The sequence below is a fragment of the Escherichia sp. KTE172 genome, from assembly GCF_000408845.1.
Taxonomy (GTDB): domain Bacteria; phylum Pseudomonadota; class Gammaproteobacteria; order Enterobacterales; family Enterobacteriaceae; genus Escherichia; species Escherichia coli.
The window spans coordinates 2,071,699-2,093,977 of the sequence record NZ_KE137316.1; the positions used below are offsets into that span (position 1 = coordinate 2,071,699).

22 protein-coding genes are annotated in these 22,279 nt (G+C 51.4%); 10 read left to right on the top strand and 12 right to left on the bottom strand.

Annotation, left to right across the window (positions count from 1 at the left end; translation table 11 throughout):
- Window positions 1-38 precede the first annotated feature (38 nt).
- From scpA to scpC, 4 genes are read left to right on the top strand one after another with little or no spacing between them, the layout of a single operon-like run.
- Window positions 39-2,183: a methylmalonyl-CoA mutase gene (scpA, locus tag G434_RS13935; protein ID WP_000073261.1), complete on the top strand. Its 2,145-nt coding sequence runs from the start codon at window positions 39-41 to the stop codon at window positions 2,181-2,183.
- Complete coding sequence (gene meaB / locus G434_RS13930) at window positions 2,176-3,171, top strand: methylmalonyl Co-A mutase-associated GTPase MeaB (protein ID WP_000606502.1); 996 nt, start codon at window positions 2,176-2,178, stop codon at window positions 3,169-3,171. The genes scpA and meaB overlap by 8 nt, the downstream gene beginning before the upstream one ends.
- A 10-nt stretch (window positions 3,172-3,181) precedes the next feature.
- A complete protein-coding gene (scpB, locus tag G434_RS13925; RefSeq protein ID WP_000122080.1) occupies window positions 3,182-3,967 on the top strand; it encodes a methylmalonyl-CoA decarboxylase in 786 nt (261 codons plus the stop codon).
- 23 nt (window positions 3,968-3,990) lie between these two features.
- Window positions 3,991-5,469 (top strand): propionyl-CoA:succinate CoA transferase, encoded by a 1,479-nt coding sequence (scpC, locus tag G434_RS13920; RefSeq protein WP_000449941.1) that lies wholly within the window; start codon window positions 3,991-3,993, stop codon window positions 5,467-5,469.
- Here scpC and srsR read toward each other — a convergent pair.
- The 3 genes from srsR to argO form a co-directional block, all read right to left on the bottom strand.
- Entirely contained in the window at window positions 5,466-6,362 is an 897-nt protein-coding gene (gene srsR / locus G434_RS13915) for a LysR family transcriptional regulator SrsR (protein ID WP_000350807.1), read from the bottom strand. The two genes, scpC and srsR, sit on opposite strands and share 4 nt — an antisense overlap.
- A gap of 167 nt (window positions 6,363-6,529) precedes the next feature.
- Window positions 6,530-7,270: an oxidative stress defense protein gene (locus G434_RS13910; RefSeq protein WP_000669834.1), complete on the bottom strand. Its 741-nt coding sequence runs from the start codon at window positions 7,268-7,270 to the stop codon at window positions 6,530-6,532.
- A gap of 92 nt (window positions 7,271-7,362) precedes the next feature.
- Window positions 7,363-7,998 carry an arginine exporter ArgO gene (gene argO / locus G434_RS13905; protein WP_000626874.1) on the bottom strand — a complete coding sequence of 212 codons (636 nt, stop codon included), beginning with the start codon at window positions 7,996-7,998 and terminating at the stop codon, window positions 7,363-7,365.
- Between the two features lie 115 nt (window positions 7,999-8,113).
- Between argO and G434_RS13900 the strand changes: the two genes are divergently transcribed.
- Complete coding sequence (locus G434_RS13900) at window positions 8,114-9,157, top strand: C4-dicarboxylate TRAP transporter substrate-binding protein (RefSeq protein ID WP_000559340.1); 1,044 nt, start codon at window positions 8,114-8,116, stop codon at window positions 9,155-9,157.
- Between the two features lie 41 nt (window positions 9,158-9,198).
- Here G434_RS13900 and mscS read toward each other — a convergent pair whose 3' ends face one another.
- The 4 genes from mscS to epd form a co-directional block, all read right to left on the bottom strand.
- Window positions 9,199-10,074 carry a small-conductance mechanosensitive channel MscS gene (gene mscS / locus G434_RS13895; protein ID WP_000389820.1) on the bottom strand — a complete coding sequence of 292 codons (876 nt, stop codon included), beginning with the start codon at window positions 10,072-10,074 and terminating at the stop codon, window positions 9,199-9,201.
- 357 nt (window positions 10,075-10,431) lie between these two features.
- A complete protein-coding gene (gene fbaA / locus G434_RS13890) occupies window positions 10,432-11,511 on the bottom strand; it encodes a class II fructose-bisphosphate aldolase (RefSeq protein ID WP_000034372.1) in 1,080 nt (359 codons plus the stop codon).
- A gap of 213 nt (window positions 11,512-11,724) precedes the next feature.
- Window positions 11,725-12,888, bottom strand: coding sequence for a phosphoglycerate kinase (pgk, locus tag G434_RS13885; RefSeq protein WP_000111269.1), 1,164 nt, complete (start codon window positions 12,886-12,888; stop codon window positions 11,725-11,727).
- 49 nt (window positions 12,889-12,937) lie between these two features.
- Window positions 12,938-13,957, bottom strand: a complete 1,020-nt coding sequence (gene epd / locus G434_RS13880; RefSeq protein ID WP_000218480.1) for an erythrose-4-phosphate dehydrogenase — start codon at window positions 13,955-13,957, stop codon at window positions 12,938-12,940.
- Window positions 13,958-14,328: 371 nt separating this feature from the next.
- Between epd and G434_RS13875 the strand changes: the two genes are divergently transcribed.
- From G434_RS13875 to G434_RS13855, 5 genes are read left to right on the top strand one after another with little or no spacing between them, the layout of a single operon-like run.
- On the top strand, window positions 14,329-14,760 hold the full coding sequence (locus G434_RS13875; protein WP_000988713.1) for a PPC domain-containing DNA-binding protein: 432 nt from the start codon (window positions 14,329-14,331) through the stop codon (window positions 14,758-14,760).
- A gap of 22 nt (window positions 14,761-14,782) precedes the next feature.
- Window positions 14,783-15,361, top strand: coding sequence for an ECF transporter S component (locus G434_RS13870; protein ID WP_016239068.1), 579 nt, complete (start codon window positions 14,783-14,785; stop codon window positions 15,359-15,361).
- Entirely contained in the window at window positions 15,362-16,069 is a 708-nt protein-coding gene (locus tag G434_RS13865) for an energy-coupling factor transporter transmembrane component T (RefSeq protein WP_016239069.1), read from the top strand. It abuts the gene before it with no gap.
- A complete protein-coding gene (locus G434_RS13860) occupies window positions 16,057-16,734 on the top strand; it encodes an ABC transporter ATP-binding protein (protein WP_001394755.1) in 678 nt (225 codons plus the stop codon). Before G434_RS13865 ends, G434_RS13860 begins: the two co-directional genes overlap by 13 nt.
- Window positions 16,728-17,405, top strand: a complete 678-nt coding sequence (locus G434_RS13855; RefSeq protein ID WP_000956899.1) for an ABC transporter ATP-binding protein — start codon at window positions 16,728-16,730, stop codon at window positions 17,403-17,405. Before G434_RS13860 ends, G434_RS13855 begins: the two co-directional genes overlap by 7 nt.
- Here G434_RS13855 and G434_RS13850 read toward each other — a convergent pair.
- Genes G434_RS13850 through cmtA form a run of 5 tightly spaced genes read right to left on the bottom strand, consistent with a single transcriptional unit; the run spans window position 17,377 to window position 22,260 of the window.
- On the bottom strand, window positions 17,377-18,090 hold the full coding sequence (locus G434_RS13850; protein WP_000687699.1) for a nucleoside/nucleotide kinase family protein: 714 nt from the start codon (window positions 18,088-18,090) through the stop codon (window positions 17,377-17,379). The genes G434_RS13855 and G434_RS13850 overlap by 29 nt on opposite strands.
- On the bottom strand, window positions 18,087-18,596 hold the full coding sequence (fumE, locus tag G434_RS13845) for a fumarase E (RefSeq protein WP_000224131.1): 510 nt from the start codon (window positions 18,594-18,596) through the stop codon (window positions 18,087-18,089). Before fumE ends, G434_RS13850 begins: the two co-directional genes overlap by 4 nt.
- A 21-nt stretch (window positions 18,597-18,617) precedes the next feature.
- Window positions 18,618-19,583 carry a class II fructose-bisphosphatase gene (gene glpX, locus G434_RS13840; protein ID WP_016239070.1) on the bottom strand — a complete coding sequence of 322 codons (966 nt, stop codon included), beginning with the start codon at window positions 19,581-19,583 and terminating at the stop codon, window positions 18,618-18,620.
- Window positions 19,580-20,857: a zinc-binding dehydrogenase gene (locus G434_RS13835; protein ID WP_000853224.1), complete on the bottom strand. Its 1,278-nt coding sequence runs from the start codon at window positions 20,855-20,857 to the stop codon at window positions 19,580-19,582. The genes glpX and G434_RS13835 overlap by 4 nt, the downstream gene beginning before the upstream one ends.
- A gap of 14 nt (window positions 20,858-20,871) precedes the next feature.
- Window positions 20,872-22,260, bottom strand: a complete 1,389-nt coding sequence (cmtA, locus tag G434_RS13830; RefSeq protein ID WP_000428839.1) for a PTS mannitol transporter subunit IICB — start codon at window positions 22,258-22,260, stop codon at window positions 20,872-20,874.
- Window positions 22,261-22,279: the final 19 nt, after the last annotated feature.

The following is a 22,279-nucleotide window of genomic DNA, read 5'->3' on the forward strand; positions in this document are numbered from 1 at the left end:
AAATACCCTCATTTTGATTGCGTTTTACGGAGCAAATAATGTCTAACGTGCAGGAGTGGCAACAGCTTGCCAACAAGGAATTGAGCCGTCGGGAGAAAACTGTCGACTCGCTGGTTCAGCAAACCGCGGAAGGGATCGCCATCAAGCCGCTGTATACCGAAGCCGATCTCGATAATCTGGAGGTGACAGGTACCCTTCCTGGTTTGCCCCCCTACGTTCGTGGCCCGCGTGCCACTATGTATACCGCCCAACCGTGGACCATCCGTCAGTATGCTGGTTTTTCAACAGCAAAAGAGTCCAACGCTTTTTATCGCCGTAACCTGGCCGCCGGGCAAAAAGGTCTTTCCGTTGCGTTTGACCTTGCCACCCACCGAGGCTACGACTCCGATAACCCGCGCGTGGCGGGCGACGTCGGCAAAGCGGGCGTTGCTATCGACACCGTGGAAGATATGAAAGTCCTGTTCGACCAGATCCCGCTGGATAAAATGTCGGTTTCGATGACCATGAATGGCGCAGTACTACCAGTACTGGCGTTTTATATTGTCGCCGCAGAAGAGCAAGGTGTTACACCCGATAAACTGACCGGCACCATTCAAAACGATATCCTCAAAGAGTATCTTTGCCGCAACACCTATATTTACCCGCCAAAACCGTCAATGCGTATTATCGCAGACATCATCGCCTGGTGTTCCGGCAACATGCCGCGATTTAATACCATCAGTATCAGCGGTTACCATATGGGTGAAGCGGGTGCCAACTGCGTGCAGCAGGTAGCATTTACGCTCGCTGATGGGATTGAGTACATCAAAGCAGCAATCTCCGCCGGGCTGAAAATTGATGACTTCGCTCCTCGCCTGTCGTTCTTCTTCGGCATTGGCATGGATCTGTTTATGAACGTCGCCATGTTGCGTGCGGCACGTTATTTATGGAGCGAAGCGGTCAGTGGATTTGGCGCACAGGATCCGAAATCACTGGCGCTGCGTACCCACTGCCAGACCTCAGGCTGGAGCCTGACTGAACAGGATCCGTATAACAACGTTATCCGCACCACCATTGAAGCACTGGCTGCAACGCTGGGCGGTACTCAGTCACTGCATACCAACGCCTTTGATGAAGCGCTTGGTTTGCCTACCGATTTCTCAGCACGCATTGCCCGCAATACCCAGATCATCATTCAGGAAGAATCAGAACTCTGCCGCACCGTCGATCCACTGGCCGGATCCTATTACGTTGAATCGCTGACCGATCAAATCGTCAAACAAGCCAGAGCCATTATCCAACAGATCGACGAAGCCGGTGGCATGGCGAAAGCGATCGAAGCAGGTCTGCCAAAACGAATGATCGAAGAGGCCTCAGCGCGCGAACAGTCGTTGATCGACCAGGGCAAGCGTGTCATCGTTGGTGTCAACAAGTACAAACTGGATCACGAAGACGAAACCGATGTACTTGAGATCGACAACGTGATGGTGCGTAACGAGCAAATTGCTTCGCTGGAACGCATTCGCGCCACCCGTGATGATGCCGCCGTAACCGCCGCGTTGAACGCCCTGACTCACGCCGCACAGCATAACGAAAACCTGCTGGCTGCCGCTGTTAATGCCGCTCGCGTTCGCGCAACGCTTGGTGAAATTTCCGATGCACTGGAAGCGGCATTTGACCGTTATCTGGTGCCAAGCCAGTGTGTTACCGGCGTGATTGCGCAAAGCTATCATCAGTCTGAGAAATCGGCCACCGAGTTCGATGCCATTGTTGCGCAAACGGAGCAGTTCCTTGCCGACAATGGTCGTCGCCCGCGCATTCTGATCGCCAAAATGGGCCAGGATGGGCACGATCGCGGCGCGAAAGTGATCGCCAGCGCCTATTCCGATCTCGGTTTCGACGTAGATTTAAGCCCGATGTTCTCTACACCTGAAGAGATCGCCCGCCTGGCAGTAGAAAACGACGTTCACGTAGTGGGCGCATCTTCACTGGCTGCCGGTCATAAAACGCTGATCCCGGAACTGGTCGAAGCGCTGAAAAAATGGGGACGCGAAGATATCTGCGTGGTCGCGGGTGGCGTCATTCCGCCGCAGGATTACGCCTTCCTGCAGGAGCGCGGCGTGGCGGCGATTTATGGTCCAGGTACGCCTATGCTCGACAGCGTGCGCGACGTACTGAATCTGATAAGCCAGCATCATGATTAATGAAGCCACGCTGGCAGAAAGTATTCGCCGCTTACGTCAGGGTGAGCGTGCCACGCTCGCCCAGGCCATGACGCTGGTGGAAAGCCGTCACCCGCGTCATCAGGCGCTAAGTACGCAACTGCTTGATGCCATTATGCCGTTCTGTGGTAACGCCCTGCGACTGGGTGTTACCGGCACACCCGGCGCGGGGAAAAGTACCTTTCTTGAAGCCTTTGGCATGTTGTTGATTCGTGAGGGACTAAAGGTTGCGGTTATTGCGGTCGATCCCAGCAGCCCGGTCACTGGCGGTAGCATTCTCGGAGATAAAACCCGCATGAATGATCTGGCGCGTGCCGAGGCGGCGTTTATTCGCCCGGTACCCTCCTCCGGTCATCTGGGCGGTGCCAGTCAGCGAGCGCGGGAATTAATGCTGTTATGCGAAGCGGCGGGTTATGACGTAGTGATTGTCGAAACGGTTGGCGTCGGACAGTCGGAAACGGAAGTCGCCCGCATGGTGGACTGTTTTATCTCGTTGCAAATTGCCGGTGGCGGCGATGATCTGCAGGGCATTAAAAAGGGGCTGATGGAAGTGGCAGATCTGATCGTTATCAACAAAGACGATGGCGATAACCATACCAATGTCGCCATTGCCCAGCATATGTACGAGAGTGCCCTGCATATTCTGCGACACAAATACGACGAATGGCAGCCACGGGTTCTGACTTGTAGCGCACTGGAAAAACGTGGAATCAATGAGATCTGGCACGCCATCATCGACTTCAAAACCGCGCTAACTGCCAGTGGTCGTTTGCAACAAGTACGGCAACAACAATCAGTGGAATGGCTGCGTAAACAAACCGAAGAAGAAGTACTGAATCACCTGTTCGCGAATGAAGATTTCGATCGCTATTACCGCCAGACGCTTTTAGCGGTCAAAAACAATACGCTCTCACCGCGCACCGGCCTGCGACAGCTCAGTGAATTTATCCAGACGCAATATTTTGATTAAAGGAATTTTTATGTCTTATCAGTATGTGAACGTTGTCACTATCAACAAAGTGGCGGTCATTGAGTTTAACTATGGCCGAAAACTTAATGCCTTAAGTAAAGTCTTTATTGATGATCTTATGCAGGCATTAAGCGATCTCAACCGGCCGGAAATTCGCTGTATCATTTTGCGCGCGCCGAGTGGATCCAAAGTCTTCTCCGCAGGTCACGATATTCACGAACTGCCGTCTGGCGGTCGCGATCCGCTCTCCTATGATGATCCATTGCGCCAAATCACCCGCATGATCCAAAAATTCCCGAAACCGATCATTTCGATGGTGGAAGGTAGTGTTTGGGGTGGCGCATTTGAAATGATCATGAGTTCCGATCTGATTATCGCCGCCAGTACCTCAACCTTCTCAATGACGCCTGTAAACCTCGGTGTCCCGTATAACCTGGTCGGCATTCACAACCTGACCCGCGACGCGGGCTTCCACATTGTCAAAGAGCTGATTTTTACCGCTTCGCCAATCACCGCCCAGCGCGCGCTGGCTGTCGGCATCCTCAACCATGTTGTGGAAGTGGAAGAACTGGAAGATTTCACCTTACAAATGGCGCACCACATCTCTGAGAAAGCGCCGTTAGCCATTGCCGTTATCAAAGAAGAGCTGCGTGTACTGGGCGAAGCGCACACCATGAACTCCGATGAATTTGAACGTATTCAGGGGATGCGCCGCGCGGTTTATGACAGCGAAGACTACCAGGAAGGGATGAACGCTTTCCTCGAAAAACGTAAACCTAATTTCGTTGGTCATTAATCCCTGCGAACGAAGGAGTTAAAATGGAAACTCAGTGGACAAGGATGACCGCCGATGAAGCGGCAGAAATTATCCAGCATAACGACATGGTGGCATTTAGCGGCTTTACCCCAGCGGGTTCGCCGAAAGCCTTACCCACCGCGATTGCCCGCAGAGCTAACGAACAGCATGAGGCCAAAAAGCCGTATCAAATTCGCCTGCTGACGGGGGCGTCAATCAGCGCCGCCGCTGACGATGTACTTTCTGACGCCGATGCTGTTTCCTGGCGTGCGCCATATCAAACATCGTCCGGTTTACGTAAAAAGATCAATCAGGGCGCGGTGAGTTTCGTTGACCTGCATTTGAGCGAAGTGGCGCAAATGGTCAATTACGGTTTCTTCGGCGACATTGATGTTGCCGTCATTGAAGCATCGGCACTGGCACCGGATGGTCGAGTCTGGTTAACCAGCGGGATCGGTAATGCGCCGACATGGCTGCTGCGGGCGAAGAAAGTGATCATTGAACTTAATCACTATCACGATCCGCGCGTTGCAGAACTGGCAGATATTGTGATTCCTGGCGCGCCACCGCGGCGCAATAGCGTGTCGATCTTCCATGCAATGGATCGCGTCGGTACCCGCTATGTGCAAATCGATCCGAAAAAGATTGTCGCCGTCGTGGAAACCAACTTGCCCGACGCCGGTAATATGCTGGATAAGCAAAATCCCATGTGCCAGCAGATTGCCGATAACGTGGTCACGTTCTTGTTGCAGGAAATGGCGCATGGGCGTATTCCGCCGGAATTTCTGCCGCTGCAAAGTGGCGTGGGCAATATCAATAATGCAGTCATGGCGCGACTAGGGGAAAACCCGGAAATTCCTCCGTTCATGATGTATTCGGAAGTGCTACAGGAATCGGTGGTGCATTTACTGGAAACGGGCAAAATCAGCGGGGCCAGCGCCTCCAGCCTGACTATCTCGGCCGATTCCCTGCGCAAGATTTACGACAATATGGATTACTTTGCCAGCCGCATTGTGTTGCGTCCGCAGGAGATTTCCAATAACCCGGAAATCATCCGTCGTCTGGGCGTCATCGCTCTGAACGTCGGCCTGGAGTTTGATATTTACGGGCATGCCAACTCAACGCACGTAGCCGGGGTCGATCTGATGAACGGCATCGGTGGCAGCGGTGATTTTGAACGCAACGCGTATCTGTCGATCTTTATGGCCCCGTCGATTGCTAAAGAAGGCAAGATCTCAACCGTCGTGCCAATGTGCAGCCATGTTGATCACAGCGAACACAGCGTCAAAGTGATCATCACCGAACAAGGGATCGCCGATCTGCGTGGTCTTTCCCCGCTTCAACGCGCCCGCACCATCATTGATAATTGTGCACATCCTATGTATCGGGATTATCTGCATCGCTATCTGGAAAATGCGCCCGGCGGACATATTCACCACGATCTTAGCCACGTCTTCGATTTACACCGTAATTTAATTGCAACCGGCTCGATGCTGGGTTAATGACTCGTCCCGTCACGATCTTCAGCAATATGCTGAAGCATCGTGGCGGTATAACGATGATTTCTGATTGAATAAAGATATTCCTGCATATACATCGGCCTGTGCGGCGCATCAAAATATTTCAGCGTTGCCGGATTCACCAGTCGCCAGGCAAAATGCGGGATCACCGTCAGAAAATGTCCGCGCTCTACGGCGCTGATTTTGGCCATAAAACTGTAGGGACGATAAATAATGGTGGGATTGATCCCACAAGGTCGCATATTCGCATCAATCATTGCTTCGAAGTTGGCCCGGTTCTGAAAGCGCATTTGTAGCCAGGGCAGCTCCTGAAGCAGCTCTTGCTCTTGACGCTCTTCATAACGGCGAGAAACGAGAAAGCCCAATCGCAGCGGCGGTAGTTCACTGATAGTCAGGTTTTCCAGTTCCTGAACTCGTGCAGATACATGCTGTGGGGAGATAATAAAATCTAACTGGCGGTCAAAAAGATTATCGATAACGCCGTTTTCGCTGAACTCAACTGGCTGGGCGGTCACGCCTTCATACTTATCTCCGAGACTAATCAACTGATCGAAAATAATTGTCGGATAAGTATTATCTATGCCAATCACAATTTCTCGTGAACGACGCCCTGAGTTATGGATTTCATTATCAATCGCAGAAAGTCGTTGATAAACCGGGAACAGTTTTTGATACAGTTCCTGTCCGGCTTTATTGAGGCTGATATTATTATCTTTGCGGGTAAATAGCGTATAGCCAATTTGTTCTTCCAGCGCGGCAATGCTTTTACCAAATGGCGAAGCCGTCATATGGATTTTTTCTGCCGCCCGGGCAATATTATTGGTTTGCGCTAATAAAATGAAATTGCGCATCTTTTTCGAAATAAAAATGTCCATACCCCCTCCCCCGCATCCTTGTCCGCTTAACCGTTTCAGTCAGCCTATCCTTGATGAAACCGCGAGCAAAGATAGGTGATTACGTCATGGTTTTACAGAAAATTACAGAAAAAGGAGGCAATATCGGGTAAAGGCATTAGCCCGACGAATACGTCGGGCTACAAATATTATTGTGCTGCAGGTGTTTTAGCGGGTTGTTGATCCACAGGTTCTAACTGGAAGACCACATCGACCTGATCATCAAACTGAATAGCGGCCTGCTCGTAAGTTTCCTGGGCGGACACCGGCGCGGCATCGGCTTTCATCATCCGCACCATTGGGCTGGGCTGATAGTTGGAAACATGGTAGCGCACGCTATATACCGGCCCCAGTTTACGATGAAAGCCGTTCGCCAGTTCCTGCGCCTGATGAATCGCGTTATCAATCGCTGCCTTACGCGCTTTGTCTTTATAGGCATCCGGCTGCGCCACGCCCAGCGACACAGAACGAATTTCGTTAAGACCCGCCTTCAGCGCACCATCCAGCAAGGAATTCAGTTTGTCTAACTGACGGAGCGTGACTTCCACCGTTCTCACAGCACGGTAGCCTTTCAGGATACTTTTACCATCCTGATAATCATAATCTGGCTGGGTGCGTAAGTTCGCTGAGCTGATATCTTTTTTCGCGATCTGATTGAGTTCAAGGAAGGAAATGTATTGTGCGACGCGCTCATCCGCCTGTTTCTTGGCAGTAGCGGCATCCTTCGCGGCCACGTTGACTTCAATCGCAAGAGTGGCAATGTCTGGCACCGCATCCACGCTTGCCGTACCGGAGGTGACAATATGCGGTCCATCCGGCAATTCGTTAGCCTGCGCTGCCATCCCGCTAATACCCATTAATGCCGCCAGGGCGATAACTTTGAACTTCACGTTAGTCTCTCCGTGTTAATTGACTTGCCTAAAATTCAGGACCTCTGGAGGCAAGCTTAGCGCCTCTGTTTTATTTTTCCATCAGATAGCGCCTAACTGAACAAGGCTTGTGCATGAGCAATACCGTCTCTCGCCAGCTGCAAGGCAATAAACCACATAACACATCCCACAACCAGATTGATAATGCGTTGTGATTTTGCCGTGCGCAGGCGCGGTGCCAGCCAGGCTGCGAGAATAGCCAGACCAAAGAACCACAGGAAAGAGGCGCTAATAGTCCCGAGCGCAAACCAACGTTTTGGTTCCACATCAAGTTGCCCGCCAAGGCTGCCCAGTACAACAAAAGTATCCAGGTAAACATGCGGATTCAGCCAGGTCACTGCCAGCATGGTGGCGATAATTTTCCATCTGCCTTGCTTCAGGACTTCGGCACTGGCTAACTCAATATTACTGCTCATCGCTGTTTTAAAAGCGCCAAAACCATACCACAGCAAGAAGGCTACGCCGCCCCAGGTGACCAGCGCCAGCAACCACGGCGACTGCATCAATAACGCGCTGCCACCAAAAATCCCGGCGCAAATCAGGACCAAATCGCTGATAGCGCAAAGTAAGGCAATCATAATGTGGTACTGACGACGAATGCCCTGATTCATCACAAAAGCATTTTGTGGACCGAGCGGTAGGATCATAGCTGCGCCAAGCGCAAGACCTTGAAAGTAATAAGATATCACGTAATTAATTCCGGGCTAATTATCTGATGCGCAGACTATAGCGCAGGAATAACATTAGGGATAATTGATAAAATTAATATAGTATAAGTTGAATTAATAAACTGAAGGAACAGATATGCACTACCGACAATTACTCCCCTTTCTTTTATCAGGATTTCTTCTGTTATCTCCCTCGATTTTTGCTGCTGAAAAAATTCTTCGTTATACAGACCATGAACCCTACGGGGGAATGCGTACACAAATAATTAAAGAGATATTTTTTGCAGAAATTGAAAAAGAGTCGCAGGGGCGTTTGAAAATCGAACCACACTGGAACGGTGAAACCGCCATCAGCTATGACGCTCTGACGACAATAAGCGATGGCAGCAAAGCTGATATGGGTATAGTGGTGCCGGAATACACCGCGAAACAATTGCCGCTTCATCAAATCTTCAAGAGCTTTGCTATTGGCCCGGATCATGGAGCCAGTCAGGTAGAATTCTTTCGTCGCGTATATGCGGAAATTCCCGAATTTAACGCTGAACTTGAGCGTAACAATATCGTGAATTTACAGTTTTTCCTTGGCTACCCGGTAGGCTTTTTCTCTACCAGGCCCATTGATAAATTGACTGCGCTTCAGGGAACCACCTGGCGAACAGCCAGTTTCTGGCATCGGGCTTATTTAACTCATACGGGGGCAAAAACCGTAACTTTACCGTGGAATGATCAAATAACTAAAGCACTCATGGATGGAAAACTGGATGGTTTAATGGTCAATCTCGATAGCGGATATGACATCCATGCTGAACGTGCTGCGCCGAATGTGTTGCTCTCACCTTCTCTCTGGCTTGGTCATGTTTATCTGTTGGTAATGAATAAACAATCGTGGGAAAACCTTGATAACAGAGATCGTGAGGCTATTCAACGAGCTGCCATTACAACCGAGAAAGCACTGGGCAAGGCATTAGATAACAACCTGATCAGCATGGTAAAAACGCTTGAGCAGGAAGGTGCACAGGTTCGCTATCTGAAAAAATCAGGGCTGGACGCCTGGCAGAAAGCGATCGGTTATCAGCAAGAACAAGCACAGTGGGTAGAAAAGCAAAATAAGGAAGGCGTGGAGAAAGCCGGGGAAGTCATGCAAAAAGTTGCCAATATACTCGATGAAACAATGCGTTAAATTGGTAGTGCGCCCATGAACTTCATGGGCGCTTTACATGATTAACGAGTTACCGCTTCGTTTTCTTTATTTTCTTTCACCCGCTTAAAGTTCACATCCATTTGCGGGTACGGGAAGCTGATACCGGCGGCATCAAATTCACGTTTAATACGCTCCAGCACATCCCAGTACACGTTTTGCAGATCGCCGCTGTTGCTCCAGACGCGGACCACGAAATTAATCGACGATGCGCCAAGTTCATTCAGGCGCACAGTCATTTCGCGATCTTTCAAAATGCGATCTTCAGACTGGATAATATTGGTCAGGATCTGCTTAACCTGATCGATATCGGAATCATACGCCACGCCAATAATAAATTCGTTACGGCGAACTGGCTCGCGGGAGAAGTTAATAATATTTCCGGCAATAATTTTACCGTTCGGAATAACGATAATTTTACCGTCTGCAGTACGCATGGTGGTGGAGAAAATCTGCACACTCAGCACAGTACCGGCTACGCCGCCGAGGTCAACATATTCTCCGGCACGGAACGGGCGGAACATGACAAGTAACACGCCAGCGGCCAGGTTAGACAGTGACCCCTGCAAAGCCAGACCAACCGCTAAGCCTGCGGCACCGAGTACAGCAATGACTGACGCTGTTTGTACACCCACGCGGCCCAGTGCAGCGATTAGCGTAAAGGCGATAATTCCGTAACGGACTAACGCAGAAAGAAAATCAGCAACAGTGGCATCGATTTTACGGGAGATCATCAGGCGATTCACCGCGTTGGAAATCATCCGCGCGATAATCAAACCAACGATGATGATCGCGAGTGCCGCCACGATGTTTACTGCATAACTTAGCAGCAGCGCCTGGTTAGCCACCAGCCAGCTTCCCGCGCCGTTTATGCTATCGACAACATTCAAATCTTCCATTCAATATTCCTTTTCAACTGACTCAAAATGGAGAAATACACTCCGCCGCCTTATGACGGGCAGTCTGACAAGGGTAAACAATAAAGCATAATTTTGCCAAATAGATCACAGATTTCTCATCTGCATCACCTTGCTTTTGGCGAAAAAATCCCCGCAGAGCGGGGCTCAGACAGATATCAATGTGCGCTTTGTCATGCCGGATGCGGCGTGAACGCCTTATCCGGCCTACAAAAACCTGCGAATTCAATATATTGCAGGATACGTGTAGGCCTGATAAGCGTAGCGCATCAGGCAATTTTTCTTTTAGCAAAAAAAAGACCCGCAGAGCGGGCCTTGAGATAAGCAGAAAGGAATATCTTACAGAACGTCGATCGCGTTCAGTTCCTGGAATGCTTTTTCCAGACGAGCGATCATCGAAGTCTGACCGGCACGCAGCCATACGCGCGGATCGTAGTATTTCTTGTTCGGCTGATCTTCGCCTTTCGGGTTACCCAGCTGACCCTGCAGATAAGCTTCGTTTGCTTTGTAGTAGTTCAGAACGCCTTCCCAGGTTGCCCATTGGGTATCGGTATCGATGTTCATTTTCACTACGCCGTAGCTTACGGAGTCTTTGATTTCCTGAGCAGTAGAACCGGAACCACCGTGGAATACGAAGTTCAGGCTGTTGTGCGGCAGGTTGTGTTTCTTAGAAACATATTCCTGAGAGTCGCGCAGGATGGTCGGAGTCAGAACAACGTTACCCGGCTTGTAAACACCGTGTACGTTACCGAAGGAGGCAGCGATGGTGAAACGCGGGCTGATTTTGCTCAGCTCGGTATACGCATAATCAACGTCTTCCGGCTGGGTGTACAGTGCAGAAGCGTCCATGTGGCTGTTGTCCACGCCGTCTTCTTCACCACCGGTGCAACCCAGTTCGATTTCCAGAGTCATGCCGATTTTGGACATGCGCTCCAGGTATTTAGAGCAGATTTCGATGTTCTCTTGCAGAGATTCTTCAGACAGGTCGATCATGTGAGAAGAGAACAGCGGCTTACCGGTAGCTGCGAAGTGTTTTTCACCCGCGTCCAGCAGACCGTCGATCCACGGCAGCAGTTTCTTCGCGCAGTGGTCAGTGTGCAGGATTACCGGAACACCATAATGTTCAGCCATCTGGTGAACGTGATGCGCACCAGAGATCGCGCCCAGGATAGCAGCCCCCTGCGGAACGTCAGATTTCACGCCTTTACCAGCGATAAAGGAAGCACCACCGTTGGAGAACTGAACGATAACCGGTGCTTTAACTTTAGCAGCGGTTTCCAGTACGGCGTTGATGGAGTCAGTACCGACGCAGTTTACTGCTGGCAGTGCGAAGTTGTTTTCTTTTGCTACCTGGAAAACTTTCTGTACGTCATCACCAGTGATTACGCCAGGTTTTACGAAATCAAAAATCTTAGACATGTCTCTTGTCCTGTATCGTCGGGCCTTATACTCGTCATACTTCAAGTTGATGTGCTGCGTCTGCGTTCGCTCACCCCAGTCACTTACTTATGTAAGCTCCTGGGGATTCACTCTCTTGTCGCCTTCCTGCAACTCGAATTATTTAGAGTATGAAAAAATGCGTGCTCTAAAAGCGCGCTGAAACAAGGGCAGGTTTCCCTGCCCTGTGATTTTTTACTTCTTAGCGCGCTCTTCGAGCATCGCTACTGCAGGCAGTACTTTACCTTCCACGAATTCGAGGAATGCGCCGCCGCCAGTGGAGATGTAGGAGATTTTGTCAGCAATGCCGAACAGGTCGATTGCTGCCAGAGTGTCGCCGCCGCCAGCGATGGAGAACGCTTCGCTGTCTGCGATAGCGTTAGCCACAATTTCGGTACCTTTGCGGAAGTTCGGGAATTCGAACACGCCAACCGGACCGTTCCACAGAATGGTTTTCGCATTCTTCAGGATTTCAGCCAGTTCCTGAGCGGAAGCATCACCGATATCCAGGATCTGCTCGTCAGCTTTCACGTCGTTAACAGATTTCAGAGTAGCCGGAGCGGTTTCAGAGAACTCAGTCGCTACGCGAACGTCAGACGGAACCGGGATGTTGCAGGTGGTCAGCAGACGTTTAGCTTCGTCAACCAGGTCAGCTTCGTACAGGGATTTACCCACATCGTGGCCTTGTGCCGCGATAAAGGTGTTAGCAATACCACCACCAACAATCAGCTGGTCAGCGATTTTAGACAGGGAGTCCAGAACGGTCAGTTTGGTAGATACTTTAGAACCACCAACGATAGCCACCATCGGGCGAGCTGGTTCTTTCAGTGCTTTACCCAGCGCGTCCAGTTCAGCTGCCAGCAGCGGGCCTGCGCACGCAACATCAGCGAATTTACCGATACCGTGAGTAGAAGCCTGCGCGCGGTGAGCAGTACCGAATGCGTCCATTACGAACACGTCACACAGTGCAGCGTATTTTTTGGACAGGGTTTCGTCGTCTTTCTTCTCGCCTTTGTTGAAGCGAACGTTTTCCAGAACAACCAGTTCACCTTCAGCAACGTCAACGCCGTCGAGGTAATCTTTAACCAGACGAACCGGGTTAGACAGTTTGTCTTTCAGGTAGTTAACAACCGGCAGCAGAGAGAATTCTTCGTTGTACTCGCCTTCGGTAGGACGACCCAGGTGGGAAGTTACCATCACTTTTGCGCCTTGTTTCAGGGCCAGTTCGATGGTCGGCAGAGAAGCACGGATACGCGCATCGCTGGTTACTTTCCCGTCTTTTACTGGTACGTTCAGATCCGCACGGATAAATACACGTTTCCCAGCAAGATCCAGATCGGTCATCTTAATTACAGACATGGTGAATCCTCTCGTTGATTCTAAAAGTTTTGCAGACGCTGCTTGCGTCTTACCTGAAAGCAACAGTAGCCATAGCTAACGTCGTGTCGAGCATTCGGTTAGCAAAGCCCCATTCGTTATCGCACCAGACCAACGTTTTGATCAGGTGTGCGCCACTGACCCGGGTTTGGGTGCCATCGACAATGGCACTGTGCGGATCGTGGTTAAAATCTACAGAGACCAACGGCAATTCCGTATAGTCAACTATACCATGAAATGCACCTTGTGCTGCTTTTTGCAGCAACAGGTTGACTTCATTGGCTTTTACAGGTTTCTTCACCGTCACGCTTAAATCGATTGCCGTCACATTTATGGTTGGCACACGTACCGCAATCGCTTCAAAGCGATCGTTAAATTGCGGAAAAAATCGTGTGATACCGGCGGCCAGTTTAGTATCGACCGGAATGATCGACTGGCTGGCTGCCCGGGTGCGACGCAGGTCAGGATGGTATGCATCAATAACCTGTTGATCGTGCATGGCGGAGTGAATTGTGGTCACAGTGCCGGACTCAATACCGTACGCATCATCTAACAATTTGATGACGGGAATTATGCAATTCGTGGTACAGGAAGCGTTAGAAACGATGCGGTGTTCCGCACGAAGTTGATCCTGATTGACGCCGTAAACAACGGTCGCATCGAGATCGTTACTGCCAGGATGTGAAAAGAGCACTTTTTTAGCCCCGGCGGCAATATGTGCTTCGCCATGCTCGCGGGAGCCATATACGCCGGTGCAGTCGAGGACTACATCAACGCCAAGTTCACGCCAGGGGAGCGATTGCAGTGAACGTTCATGCAATACGCGGATGGCGTCATCACCAACAAAAAGTTGATCGCGTTCCTGTCGTACTTCCCATGCAAAACGGCCATGGCTGGTGTCATATTTCAACAAATGCGCCATGCCCGCAGCATCCGCCAGTTCGTTGATTGCCACCACGGTAATTTCCGCCCGGCGTCCGGATTCATACAAAGCACGAACCACATTACGCCCGATGCGACCGAAGCCATTTATCGCTACGCGTACGGTCATAGATCTCCTGCAAGGTTTTCCCTGAGCAAATTTGCCAGACAGAGTAATCCAGCAAATCGTCCGGGGAAACCTTACCTGTCGCAAACTGCGACTGATTGGTTAATTGTCGAACATTTAATCGACTGAAACGCTTCAGCTAGGATAAGCGAAACGTGGAATAAAAGGAATGATTGTCCAGTCAAAGAAGACAATTATCTGACTTACGTCACGTTTTCAGCCCCGCCACTGTGGAATTTATTCCACTTTGCAGAATCACGAATAAGCGTAGCAAAATCTTTTCGTTGTGCCGTCACAAACCCTGACTTATATCAGAATATGACTGATGCAGCGTCGATATTATCCGCAATACGTCCGAGTTTCGGAGTACTCCAATGATGACATTGCCCTACCCATATTCTTCCTCCGCACGCTTTTACGCGCTGCGCCTGCTCCCCGGGCAGGAAGTTCTCTCCCAATTACGCGCCTTCGCGCAGCAACAACAACTCCACGCTGCGTGGATTGCAGGTTGTACCGGCAGTCTGACTGACGTCGCCTTACGCTATGGCGGGCAAGAAAACACGGCCCTACTAAGCGGTAAGTTCGAAGTCATCGCATTGAACGGCACACTGGAACAGAGTGGTGAACATCTTCATCTCTGCGTTTCCGATCCACACGGCACGATGCTTGGCGGTCATATGATGCCCGGCTGTACCGTGCGGACCACGCTTGAACTGGTGATCGGTAGCCTTGAGGAACTGGCGTTTAGCCGCCAACCTTGCGCGCTTTCTGGTTACGACGAATTGCATATTTCCCCCGTTAAATAACTACTTTCAGAGAGGTTTTCTTATGGCGCGTCGCCACTTTTCCAGTCAGGCGTTGGTGTTGATCGTTATCTCTATCGCCATCAATATGATCGGCGGGCAACTGGCCAGCATGGTCAAATTACCTATATTTCTCGACTCCATCGGCACACTTATTAGCGCGGTACTGCTTGGTCCGGTGATCGGGATGCTGACCGGCTTACTGACCAATTTACTCTGGGGTTTGCTGACCGACCCGATCGCCGCCGCATTTGCGCCCGTCGCGATGGTCATCGGCCTGGTCACCGGTTGGCTGGCGCGAGCGGGTTGGTTCCGCACCCTGCCAAAAGTCGTTGTTAGCGGCGTGATTATTACGCTTGCGGTAACGGTCGTCGCTGTACCGCTGCGTACTGCGCTGTTCGGCGGCGTGACAGGAAGCGGAGCCGATTTGTTCGTTGCCTGGATGCACTCGATGGGGCAAAACCTGGTGGAGTCGGTGGCGATTACGGTGATAGGCGCGAACCTGGTCGATAAAATTCTCACAGCGGTGATTGTCTGGCTTTTACTGCGTCAGCTGCCGATTCGCACCACGCGCCATTTCCCGGCAATGGCTGCCGTGCGCTAAATGCATCCGTTTACATCCTTAACGCTGTGGGCGCTGGCGGCCTGCACCACGCTTATCCTGCCCACACAGACAATATTGCCAGTCTATAGCGCGGCGACCTTTTTCTGCCTTATTGCGCTAAAGGCCACGCGGCGGCGGACAAAATATGTCGTCTGGCTGATGTTCTCGCTGGGGGCTGGACTGTGGTTGGTACACGGTGGCTGGCTGACAGAATGGCTAAGCGGCACGCCACGCTCGCCAGAACGGTGGACGCATGCTATTACGCTCTGGTTGCGGATTCTGGCGATTGTTTCAACCTCGCAGTTGTGGATGCAGTACGTCCCAGTGCAACGTTTTATCCGCGCTTTGTTTGCTTCTCACCTGCCGCCGGGCGTCGCTTATCTGTTCGCCGGGCCGTTGTTGGTCGTTGAGCAGTTAAAACGGCAATTAGCGATTATTCATGAAGCGCAGCGCGCCCGCGGCGTGCCGCTGGATGAGGGCTGGTATCAGCGTTTACGTGCTATGCCCGCGCTAATTATTCCGCTAACACACAATGCGCTAAACGATCTGGCTATCCGTGGTGCGGCGCTGGATATGCGGGCATTTCGAATCAACAATAGGCGCACTACGTTATGGGCACCAGCCGATAGCACCCTACAACGCGTAGCACGTTACACCATGATCTTGCTGATGCTGGCAGAATTCGGAGCGTGGATATGGTTACGTTAGAACAGTTCCGCTATTGCCCGACACACTCAACGCATCCTCCGTTCTGTTATGACTTTCACTATGTCAAACCGGGGATGGTCGCCATCTTTGGTGACAACGGCAGTGGCAAAAGTACGCTGGCGCAGCTGATGGCGGGCTGGTATCCGGACTTTCTACCAGGAGAGATAACCGGCACGGGGACGCTTCTCGGTACGCCCATTGGGCGTCTCCCGCTTAATGAACAATCCGCCACCATCCAGCTCGTCCAGCAATCGCCCTATTTGCAGCTCTCCGGCTGTACCTTTAGCGTGGAAGAAGAAGTTGCCTTTGGGCCAGAAAATCTGTGTCTTGCTGAAAAAGAGATTATGGCGCGGATTGACGCCGCCCTGGCCCTGACCGAGTGCCAGCCGTTGCGCCATCGTCACCCGGCAACACTCTCCGGTGGAGAGACACAGCGCGTGGTCATCGCCTGCGCCATCGCGATGCAGCCAAAACTCTTAATTCTTGATGAAGCCTTTAGCCGCCTGACGCCGCAGGCCAGCGAAATGCTGTTGCAGCGCTTACAACACTGGGCGTCTGAACGTGGTTCGCTGATTATTCTTTTTGAACGTCATCGCACACCTTTCCTGAACTACTGCCAGCAAGCGTGGCTATTGCAAAACGGAGCGCTCCAGCCACTATGTTAACGTTAAATCAGATAACTTATCGCTGGCCTGGCGCGGCAACGGATTGTCTTTGCGACATTTCTCTGCAACTCAAACAAGGTGAATGGTTGGCGCTGACCGGCGACAATGGCGCGGGAAAATCGACGCTGTTACGAGTAATGGCAGGTCTTCTTACGCCCACAACCGGTACGGTTATGCTGCAACAACAGGCGATGAAAAACCTGAAAAACCGCCAACGTGCAGCAAAGATTGGCGTACTGTTTCAGGAAGCGGAAAACCAGCTTTTTCACAGCACCGTCGCCGACGAGATCGCATTTGGTTTGAAACTGCAAAAATGCCCGGCGGATGAAATCACTCAACGTACCAATGCTGCCCTGCAATGCTGTCAGTTAGCAGACACTGCCAGCGCGCATCCGCTGGATCTGCATAGTGCGCAGCGACGGATGGTCGCCGTCGCCTGCCTGGAAGCACTCTCTCCGCCGCTATTGCTGCTGGACGAGCCGAGTCGGGATTTTGACGAAAATTGGTTGAGCGTGTTTGAACGCTGGCTGGAAAAGTGCCGCCAGCGAGGCACGAGCGTCGTAGCAATCAGTCATGACGCCGCATTTACCCGGCGTCATTTCTCTCGTGTGGTGCGACTGGAAGATGGTGTAATCAGGAACGTTAATCCACCAGACGATATTCACCCGTAGCGGTCATCATTAAGGTCAAATTTGCAGGCAGACTCTCTTCCAGCACCCGGCGAACATTCGGCCCGTCGGTACGGTCATAAAAGTCTTCTGCGTCTGCCAGCGATAACCCTCCCGCCAGCTTTCGCCCCACCAGTCGTTCCCGCAACGCAGTAGCTGGCGCGTTGATAAAGATAGAGAAATCACAAAATTGCGCAAGCTGGCACCACTTCTCGTCGTCCAGCAACAACCAGTTTCCTTCGACGATGACGAGTGGTGCGGTAACGTGCAGCGCATCTTCAACAGGATCATGCTTTTGTCGATCGTACTGCGGCCACGTACAATCCCCTTCCACGACCTGGCGCAGATTTTCCGCCAGTTTCGCAACGTCAAATGTCTCTGGTGCGCCTTTGAAGGGGCGCAATTGATGCGCATCCAGCCAGCTATTGTAATGGTGAAAACCATCCATCGGTAGCGTCTGAATAGCGGGCAGTTCCGGGTCTTGTTGCGCGATATATTCCCAGAAGGTGGTTAGGGTAGATTTACCCGTCCCCGGCGGAGCGCAAAGAAAAACCACCGTACGCCGCTGCGGATTTACCGTCTGTAAGGCCGCCAACATGTGCAGCAACGGTTTATGTACATTTTCAATCTCTTCGTTCTGGTACTGTGCCTGTATCTTCAGCCCATTCACCGTTAATTCAATTTTCACGGCGTTAATTCCTTTAAGGTGGTCGTTACTGCCAGCGTCAGCGCCGTTTTGACCATCCCGCTAAAACGCGCCTCTGACCAGACGGCGAAATCGGCGAACTTCATCGCTTTCAATGCGTCATAGAGCGTCGCATTGCGGGTTATACTATTGACGTTGCTGATAAAATCCCAGGTCATGTCATCGGCAAATCCGGGCGTTTCATCCTGTTCGTTCAGGTAATGCCAGAACTGGGAAAAATGCGTGATATCGGCGTACAGCCATTTATCCATTTTCCCCAGCGCATAAATCAAACGCAGCGCAACATCAATATCGTCAAGCGGGCCGCTTTGGGCGAGTAACGGCTTCACTGCATATTCGACGATCTCTTCATCGTTATCGACAAACAGCGACGGCAGAAACTGGCGTATCCCCTGGAGCAAAATAGAATGCGCAGTTTTCATAAATGAAAATAAATTGTCCTGTGCGTCCAGTTGCTCAAGCACATCATCTTCTGTCAGCGTCGCCATTGGTCTTCCGATAGATCACCATCAATGCAGGGAGTCTATTATATTACACGTTTGGTCCGCGCCGCCGATCAGTAATGTCTGCGTCCGCACCCCATTCGCCGTCTGTTGGATACCGTTCACCAACTCGCCACCCGTCACGCCCGTAGCGCTAAAGAGGATATCGTTCCCCCTCACCAGTTCATCGAGCGAGTACACACGGTTAACGTCAACGCCCATTGCCTTGCAACGCTTGCGCTCCTGCTCTGCAATCTGCCGATTTTCCGTGTAATCCCCTTTAGCCTGACAAAAGTCAATCAGCTGGGCCTGCATATCCCCGCCTAATGCTTTAACGGCACAGGCAGAAATCACGCCTTCTGGCGCACCGCCGATGGTGTACATCACATCGTAAGGATTATCCTGCCAGCAGGTCAGCACGCTGGCGGCGACATCGCCATCCGGCAGAGCGAAAACCTTCACGCCCAGCTGTGTTGCTTCTTCAATCGCGGCACTCAGGCGCGGTTTATCCAGCGTAACCATGCGCAGCTTGTCCAGCGGTTTGCCTAACGCTTTCGCCACGTTGCGCAGGTTGTCCACCAGGGGCAAAGACAGATCAATCGCGCCCGCCGCCAGCCGATTAACAACCAGTTTTTTCATATACATATCGGGAGCGTGTAGCAGGCTGCCTCGTGGGGCGAAGGCCATGACTGCCAGCGCATTGCTCTGTCCCATCGCCACCATCCGCGAACCTTCAATGGGATCAACCGCGATATCGACTTCTGGCCCATCGCCTTTGCCCACCTCTTCGCCAATCCACAGCATCGGCGCATGGTCAATCTCTCCCTCGCCGATAACCACTCGCCCACGAAAAGCGACGTCGTTTAATGCCTGGCGCATCGCGGTGACCGCCAGGCCATCAATTTTATTTTTGTCGCCACATCCGGTTTGCGGCCAGGCAGCCAACGCTGCCTGTTCCGTAACGCGAAATAATGGCCACGCCAGGGACATCATTGCGCGGCCTCCCCAATATCAACGCCAAATTGCGCCAGCAGATATTTCTCGGCCTGCTCATTCCAGATGCCGTGCGTTTCCTCAACCAGCCGCGCCAGCTCTTTAAACAGCGGATCGGTTTTGCCTTTTTCGGCAAAATCGGCAATGGCAGTGAGCGGCATGGTCACGCCGTTATAAATGAGTTTTTTACCGCCTGGGATATCCGGCAGATTGAGCACGGTTTCTGGCACCGCATCCAGGCCACCAATATGGGTCACCATAAACGACGGCTGTAACTGTCCCGTAGCGCTAAGGGTAATCGCCTCTTTCATGTCGTCCGTTGAACCGCCGGATGTACCGACGACGTGCGTGCTGTTGTAATGGACGTTGTAGAAATTAAACGGCACTTTGAAGTTTTTATCCGTCGGCCCGGCAAAGAAGTTCAGGCAGCCATCTTCCGCCAGTAATTCGTCAGCCATCTCAACGACAGCAGGCACCGCCGCATAAACAAAAATGTCATCGAACCCGACATCTCCTGTCAGCGCCCGCAGCTTCTGTACCGGATCGCTCATCCCTTTGGTATTCACATACACCAGCTCAATGCCTTTACTGGCCGCCAGCTCCACCGGCAGCAGCTTCTGTACCTGCGCCAGGCGTTTGTCGTCGATATCGACCACCACCACCCGCGACGGTTGTATACCTCCGTTAATGGCGTAATCGATAGCGCCAATGCCCATCGGACCTGCACACGCCAGCAGCGCAATATTGCCGCCAGGTTTGACGCCCATGCGATGCTCATAAACATATTGCGTAGTGTGATAATTGGCATGATAAGCGCCAATAATGCAGCACATAGGCTCTGCCAGCGACGCCGCAGCAAAATAAGAGCCGTGATACGGTAATACGCAGCCCAAATTAATGGCGATTTCGGGAATAATCATATAGGTGGCGTTACCGCCAAAATATTCGTAGCTGTAGCCCGCTGAATATCCGCTTGGTAACCCCATCGCCGGTTGCAATACAAAACGCTGGCCTTTTTTATATTTGCCAGTGAGATTTTTACCCACTTCGACAATAACCCCGGCACATTCATGCCCGGTAATGACCGGATGATTTTCTAAATCGTCGGGTACGCGTTTATGTTCACTACCGAGTAACGCCGCTTTCCAGGTGGATAAACAGACGCTGTCAGAAATTACACTCACCAGCAGTTCATTATCGGTAATTTCTGGCAGTTCAAATTCGCGCAGACGGACATCCCGCTTGCCATAAATAGCAGCAACTTTGGTTTTCATTTTTACCTCTGTAATCAGTGTTTATGTTCTGCGGTTAATTGATTAAATAAAGTGTCGAGTTTTGGATCGCCAATATAGTTATTAATCAATATCAGTGATTTATCCGTCACACGTTTCACGCGCCCTTCCAGACTGGCATGAGTAACGACGATATCCGCATCCGCAGGCACGTTTTCTATCGCGTAATGTTTTACTTCAATTGGCAGCCCCGCTTTTTCCAGGCGTTTACGGAAGGTGGTTGCGCCCATCGCGCTGGAGCCCATCCCCGCATCGCAAACAAAGGCGATACGCTTAACTCTGCTTAGCGAGAATGCACCCTCTTGTTTCATCGCCTTAACCGCATTGGCTGACTGAGCAAACTCATCTTCGCTCTCCGTTTCCACCGTTTTTTCCATCTTCAGTATCAGCGAAGTGATAGCAAAGGACACCAGGGTACCTACCGTAACACCAGCAATTGTCGCCAGGAATGAGCCTTTCGGCGTCAGCGCCAGGTAAGCAAAGATAGACCCCGGACTTGGGCCAGCCACCAGACCACCGTCCAGTAAGTTAAACATCCAGGTGCCAGACATACCGCCCGCAATCATGGCAATAATGGTCAGCGGCTTCATCAGCACATATGGGAAATACAGTTCGTGGATCCCACCGAGGAAGTGAATAATCATCGCCCCGGGCGCAGAACGTTTACTCATCCCTTTACCAAACAAGGTAAACGCCAGCAGCAGCCCCAGGCCCGGACCTGGGTTAGAGGCCACCATAAAGAAGATGGATTTACCGTTAACCGAAGCCTGTTGCATTCCCAGCGGATAATAGACGCCCTGATCGATCGCATTATTAAGGAAAAGCACTTTCGCCGGTTCATTGATGACTGACAGCAGAGGCAGATAACCCGCATGTACCAGCGCCTCAATACACTCTTTGACGAAAGTATTGGCAATTAACACCGCCGGGCCGATCACTTCAAAACCCAGCAGACAAAGGAGCATCCCCGCGATACCTAATGAGAAGTTATTGATAACCATCTCAAAACCAGCAGGTATGCGTTTTTCCAGTGCCTTATCGACATATTTTATGACCAGCCCACCGAGCGGCCCCATAATCATTGAGCCAAGGAACATCGGGATCTCTGCGCCGACGATCACACCAATAGTACCTATTCCGCCCATGACCGCGCCGCGTTTACCGCCGACCAGATGACCACCGGTAGAACCAATCATCACGGGCAATAAATAGGTAATCATCGGGCCGACAATTTTGGCGAAATGTTCGTTAGGCTGCCAACCGGTGGGAATAAATAACGCAGTAATAAAACCCCAGGCAATAAAAGCACCAATATTGGGGATGACCATTGCAGTCAAAAAGCCCCCAAAAGCCTGGACCTTTGCACGAGCAGACTTGTTTTCCATAATATTATCCTGTAGAGGA

Excerpts from the sequence above, each read along its gene's own strand:
- scpA (WP_000073261.1), top strand. The coding sequence starts at position 39 with ATGTCTAACGTGCAGGAGTGGCAACAGCTTGCCAACAAGGAATTGAGC.
- meaB (WP_000606502.1), top strand. The coding sequence starts at position 2,176 with ATGATTAATGAAGCCACGCTGGCAGAAAGTATTCGCCGCTTACGTCAG.
- scpB (WP_000122080.1), top strand. The coding sequence starts at position 3,182 with ATGTCTTATCAGTATGTGAACGTTGTCACTATCAACAAAGTGGCGGTC.
- scpC (WP_000449941.1), top strand. The coding sequence starts at position 3,991 with ATGGAAACTCAGTGGACAAGGATGACCGCCGATGAAGCGGCAGAAATT.
- srsR (WP_000350807.1), bottom strand. The coding sequence starts at position 6,362 with ATGGACATTTTTATTTCGAAAAAGATGCGCAATTTCATTTTATTAGCG.
- G434_RS13900 (WP_000559340.1), top strand. The coding sequence starts at position 8,114 with ATGCACTACCGACAATTACTCCCCTTTCTTTTATCAGGATTTCTTCTG.
- mscS (WP_000389820.1), bottom strand. The coding sequence starts at position 10,074 with ATGGAAGATTTGAATGTTGTCGATAGCATAAACGGCGCGGGAAGCTGG.
- fbaA (WP_000034372.1), bottom strand. The coding sequence starts at position 11,511 with ATGTCTAAGATTTTTGATTTCGTAAAACCTGGCGTAATCACTGGTGAT.
- pgk (WP_000111269.1), bottom strand. The coding sequence starts at position 12,888 with ATGTCTGTAATTAAGATGACCGATCTGGATCTTGCTGGGAAACGTGTA.
- epd (WP_000218480.1), bottom strand. The coding sequence starts at position 13,957 with ATGACCGTACGCGTAGCGATAAATGGCTTCGGTCGCATCGGGCGTAAT.
- G434_RS13875 (WP_000988713.1), top strand. The coding sequence starts at position 14,329 with ATGATGACATTGCCCTACCCATATTCTTCCTCCGCACGCTTTTACGCG.
- G434_RS13870 (WP_016239068.1), top strand. The coding sequence starts at position 14,783 with ATGGCGCGTCGCCACTTTTCCAGTCAGGCGTTGGTGTTGATCGTTATC.
- G434_RS13865 (WP_016239069.1), top strand. The coding sequence starts at position 15,362 with ATGCATCCGTTTACATCCTTAACGCTGTGGGCGCTGGCGGCCTGCACC.
- G434_RS13860 (WP_001394755.1), top strand. The coding sequence starts at position 16,057 with ATGGTTACGTTAGAACAGTTCCGCTATTGCCCGACACACTCAACGCAT.
- G434_RS13855 (WP_000956899.1), top strand. The coding sequence starts at position 16,728 with ATGTTAACGTTAAATCAGATAACTTATCGCTGGCCTGGCGCGGCAACG.
- fumE (WP_000224131.1), bottom strand. The coding sequence starts at position 18,596 with ATGGCGACGCTGACAGAAGATGATGTGCTTGAGCAACTGGACGCACAG.
- glpX (WP_016239070.1), bottom strand. The coding sequence starts at position 19,583 with ATGATGTCCCTGGCGTGGCCATTATTTCGCGTTACGGAACAGGCAGCG.
- G434_RS13835 (WP_000853224.1), bottom strand. The coding sequence starts at position 20,857 with ATGAAAACCAAAGTTGCTGCTATTTATGGCAAGCGGGATGTCCGTCTG.
- cmtA (WP_000428839.1), bottom strand. The coding sequence starts at position 22,260 with ATGGAAAACAAGTCTGCTCGTGCAAAGGTCCAGGCTTTTGGGGGCTTT.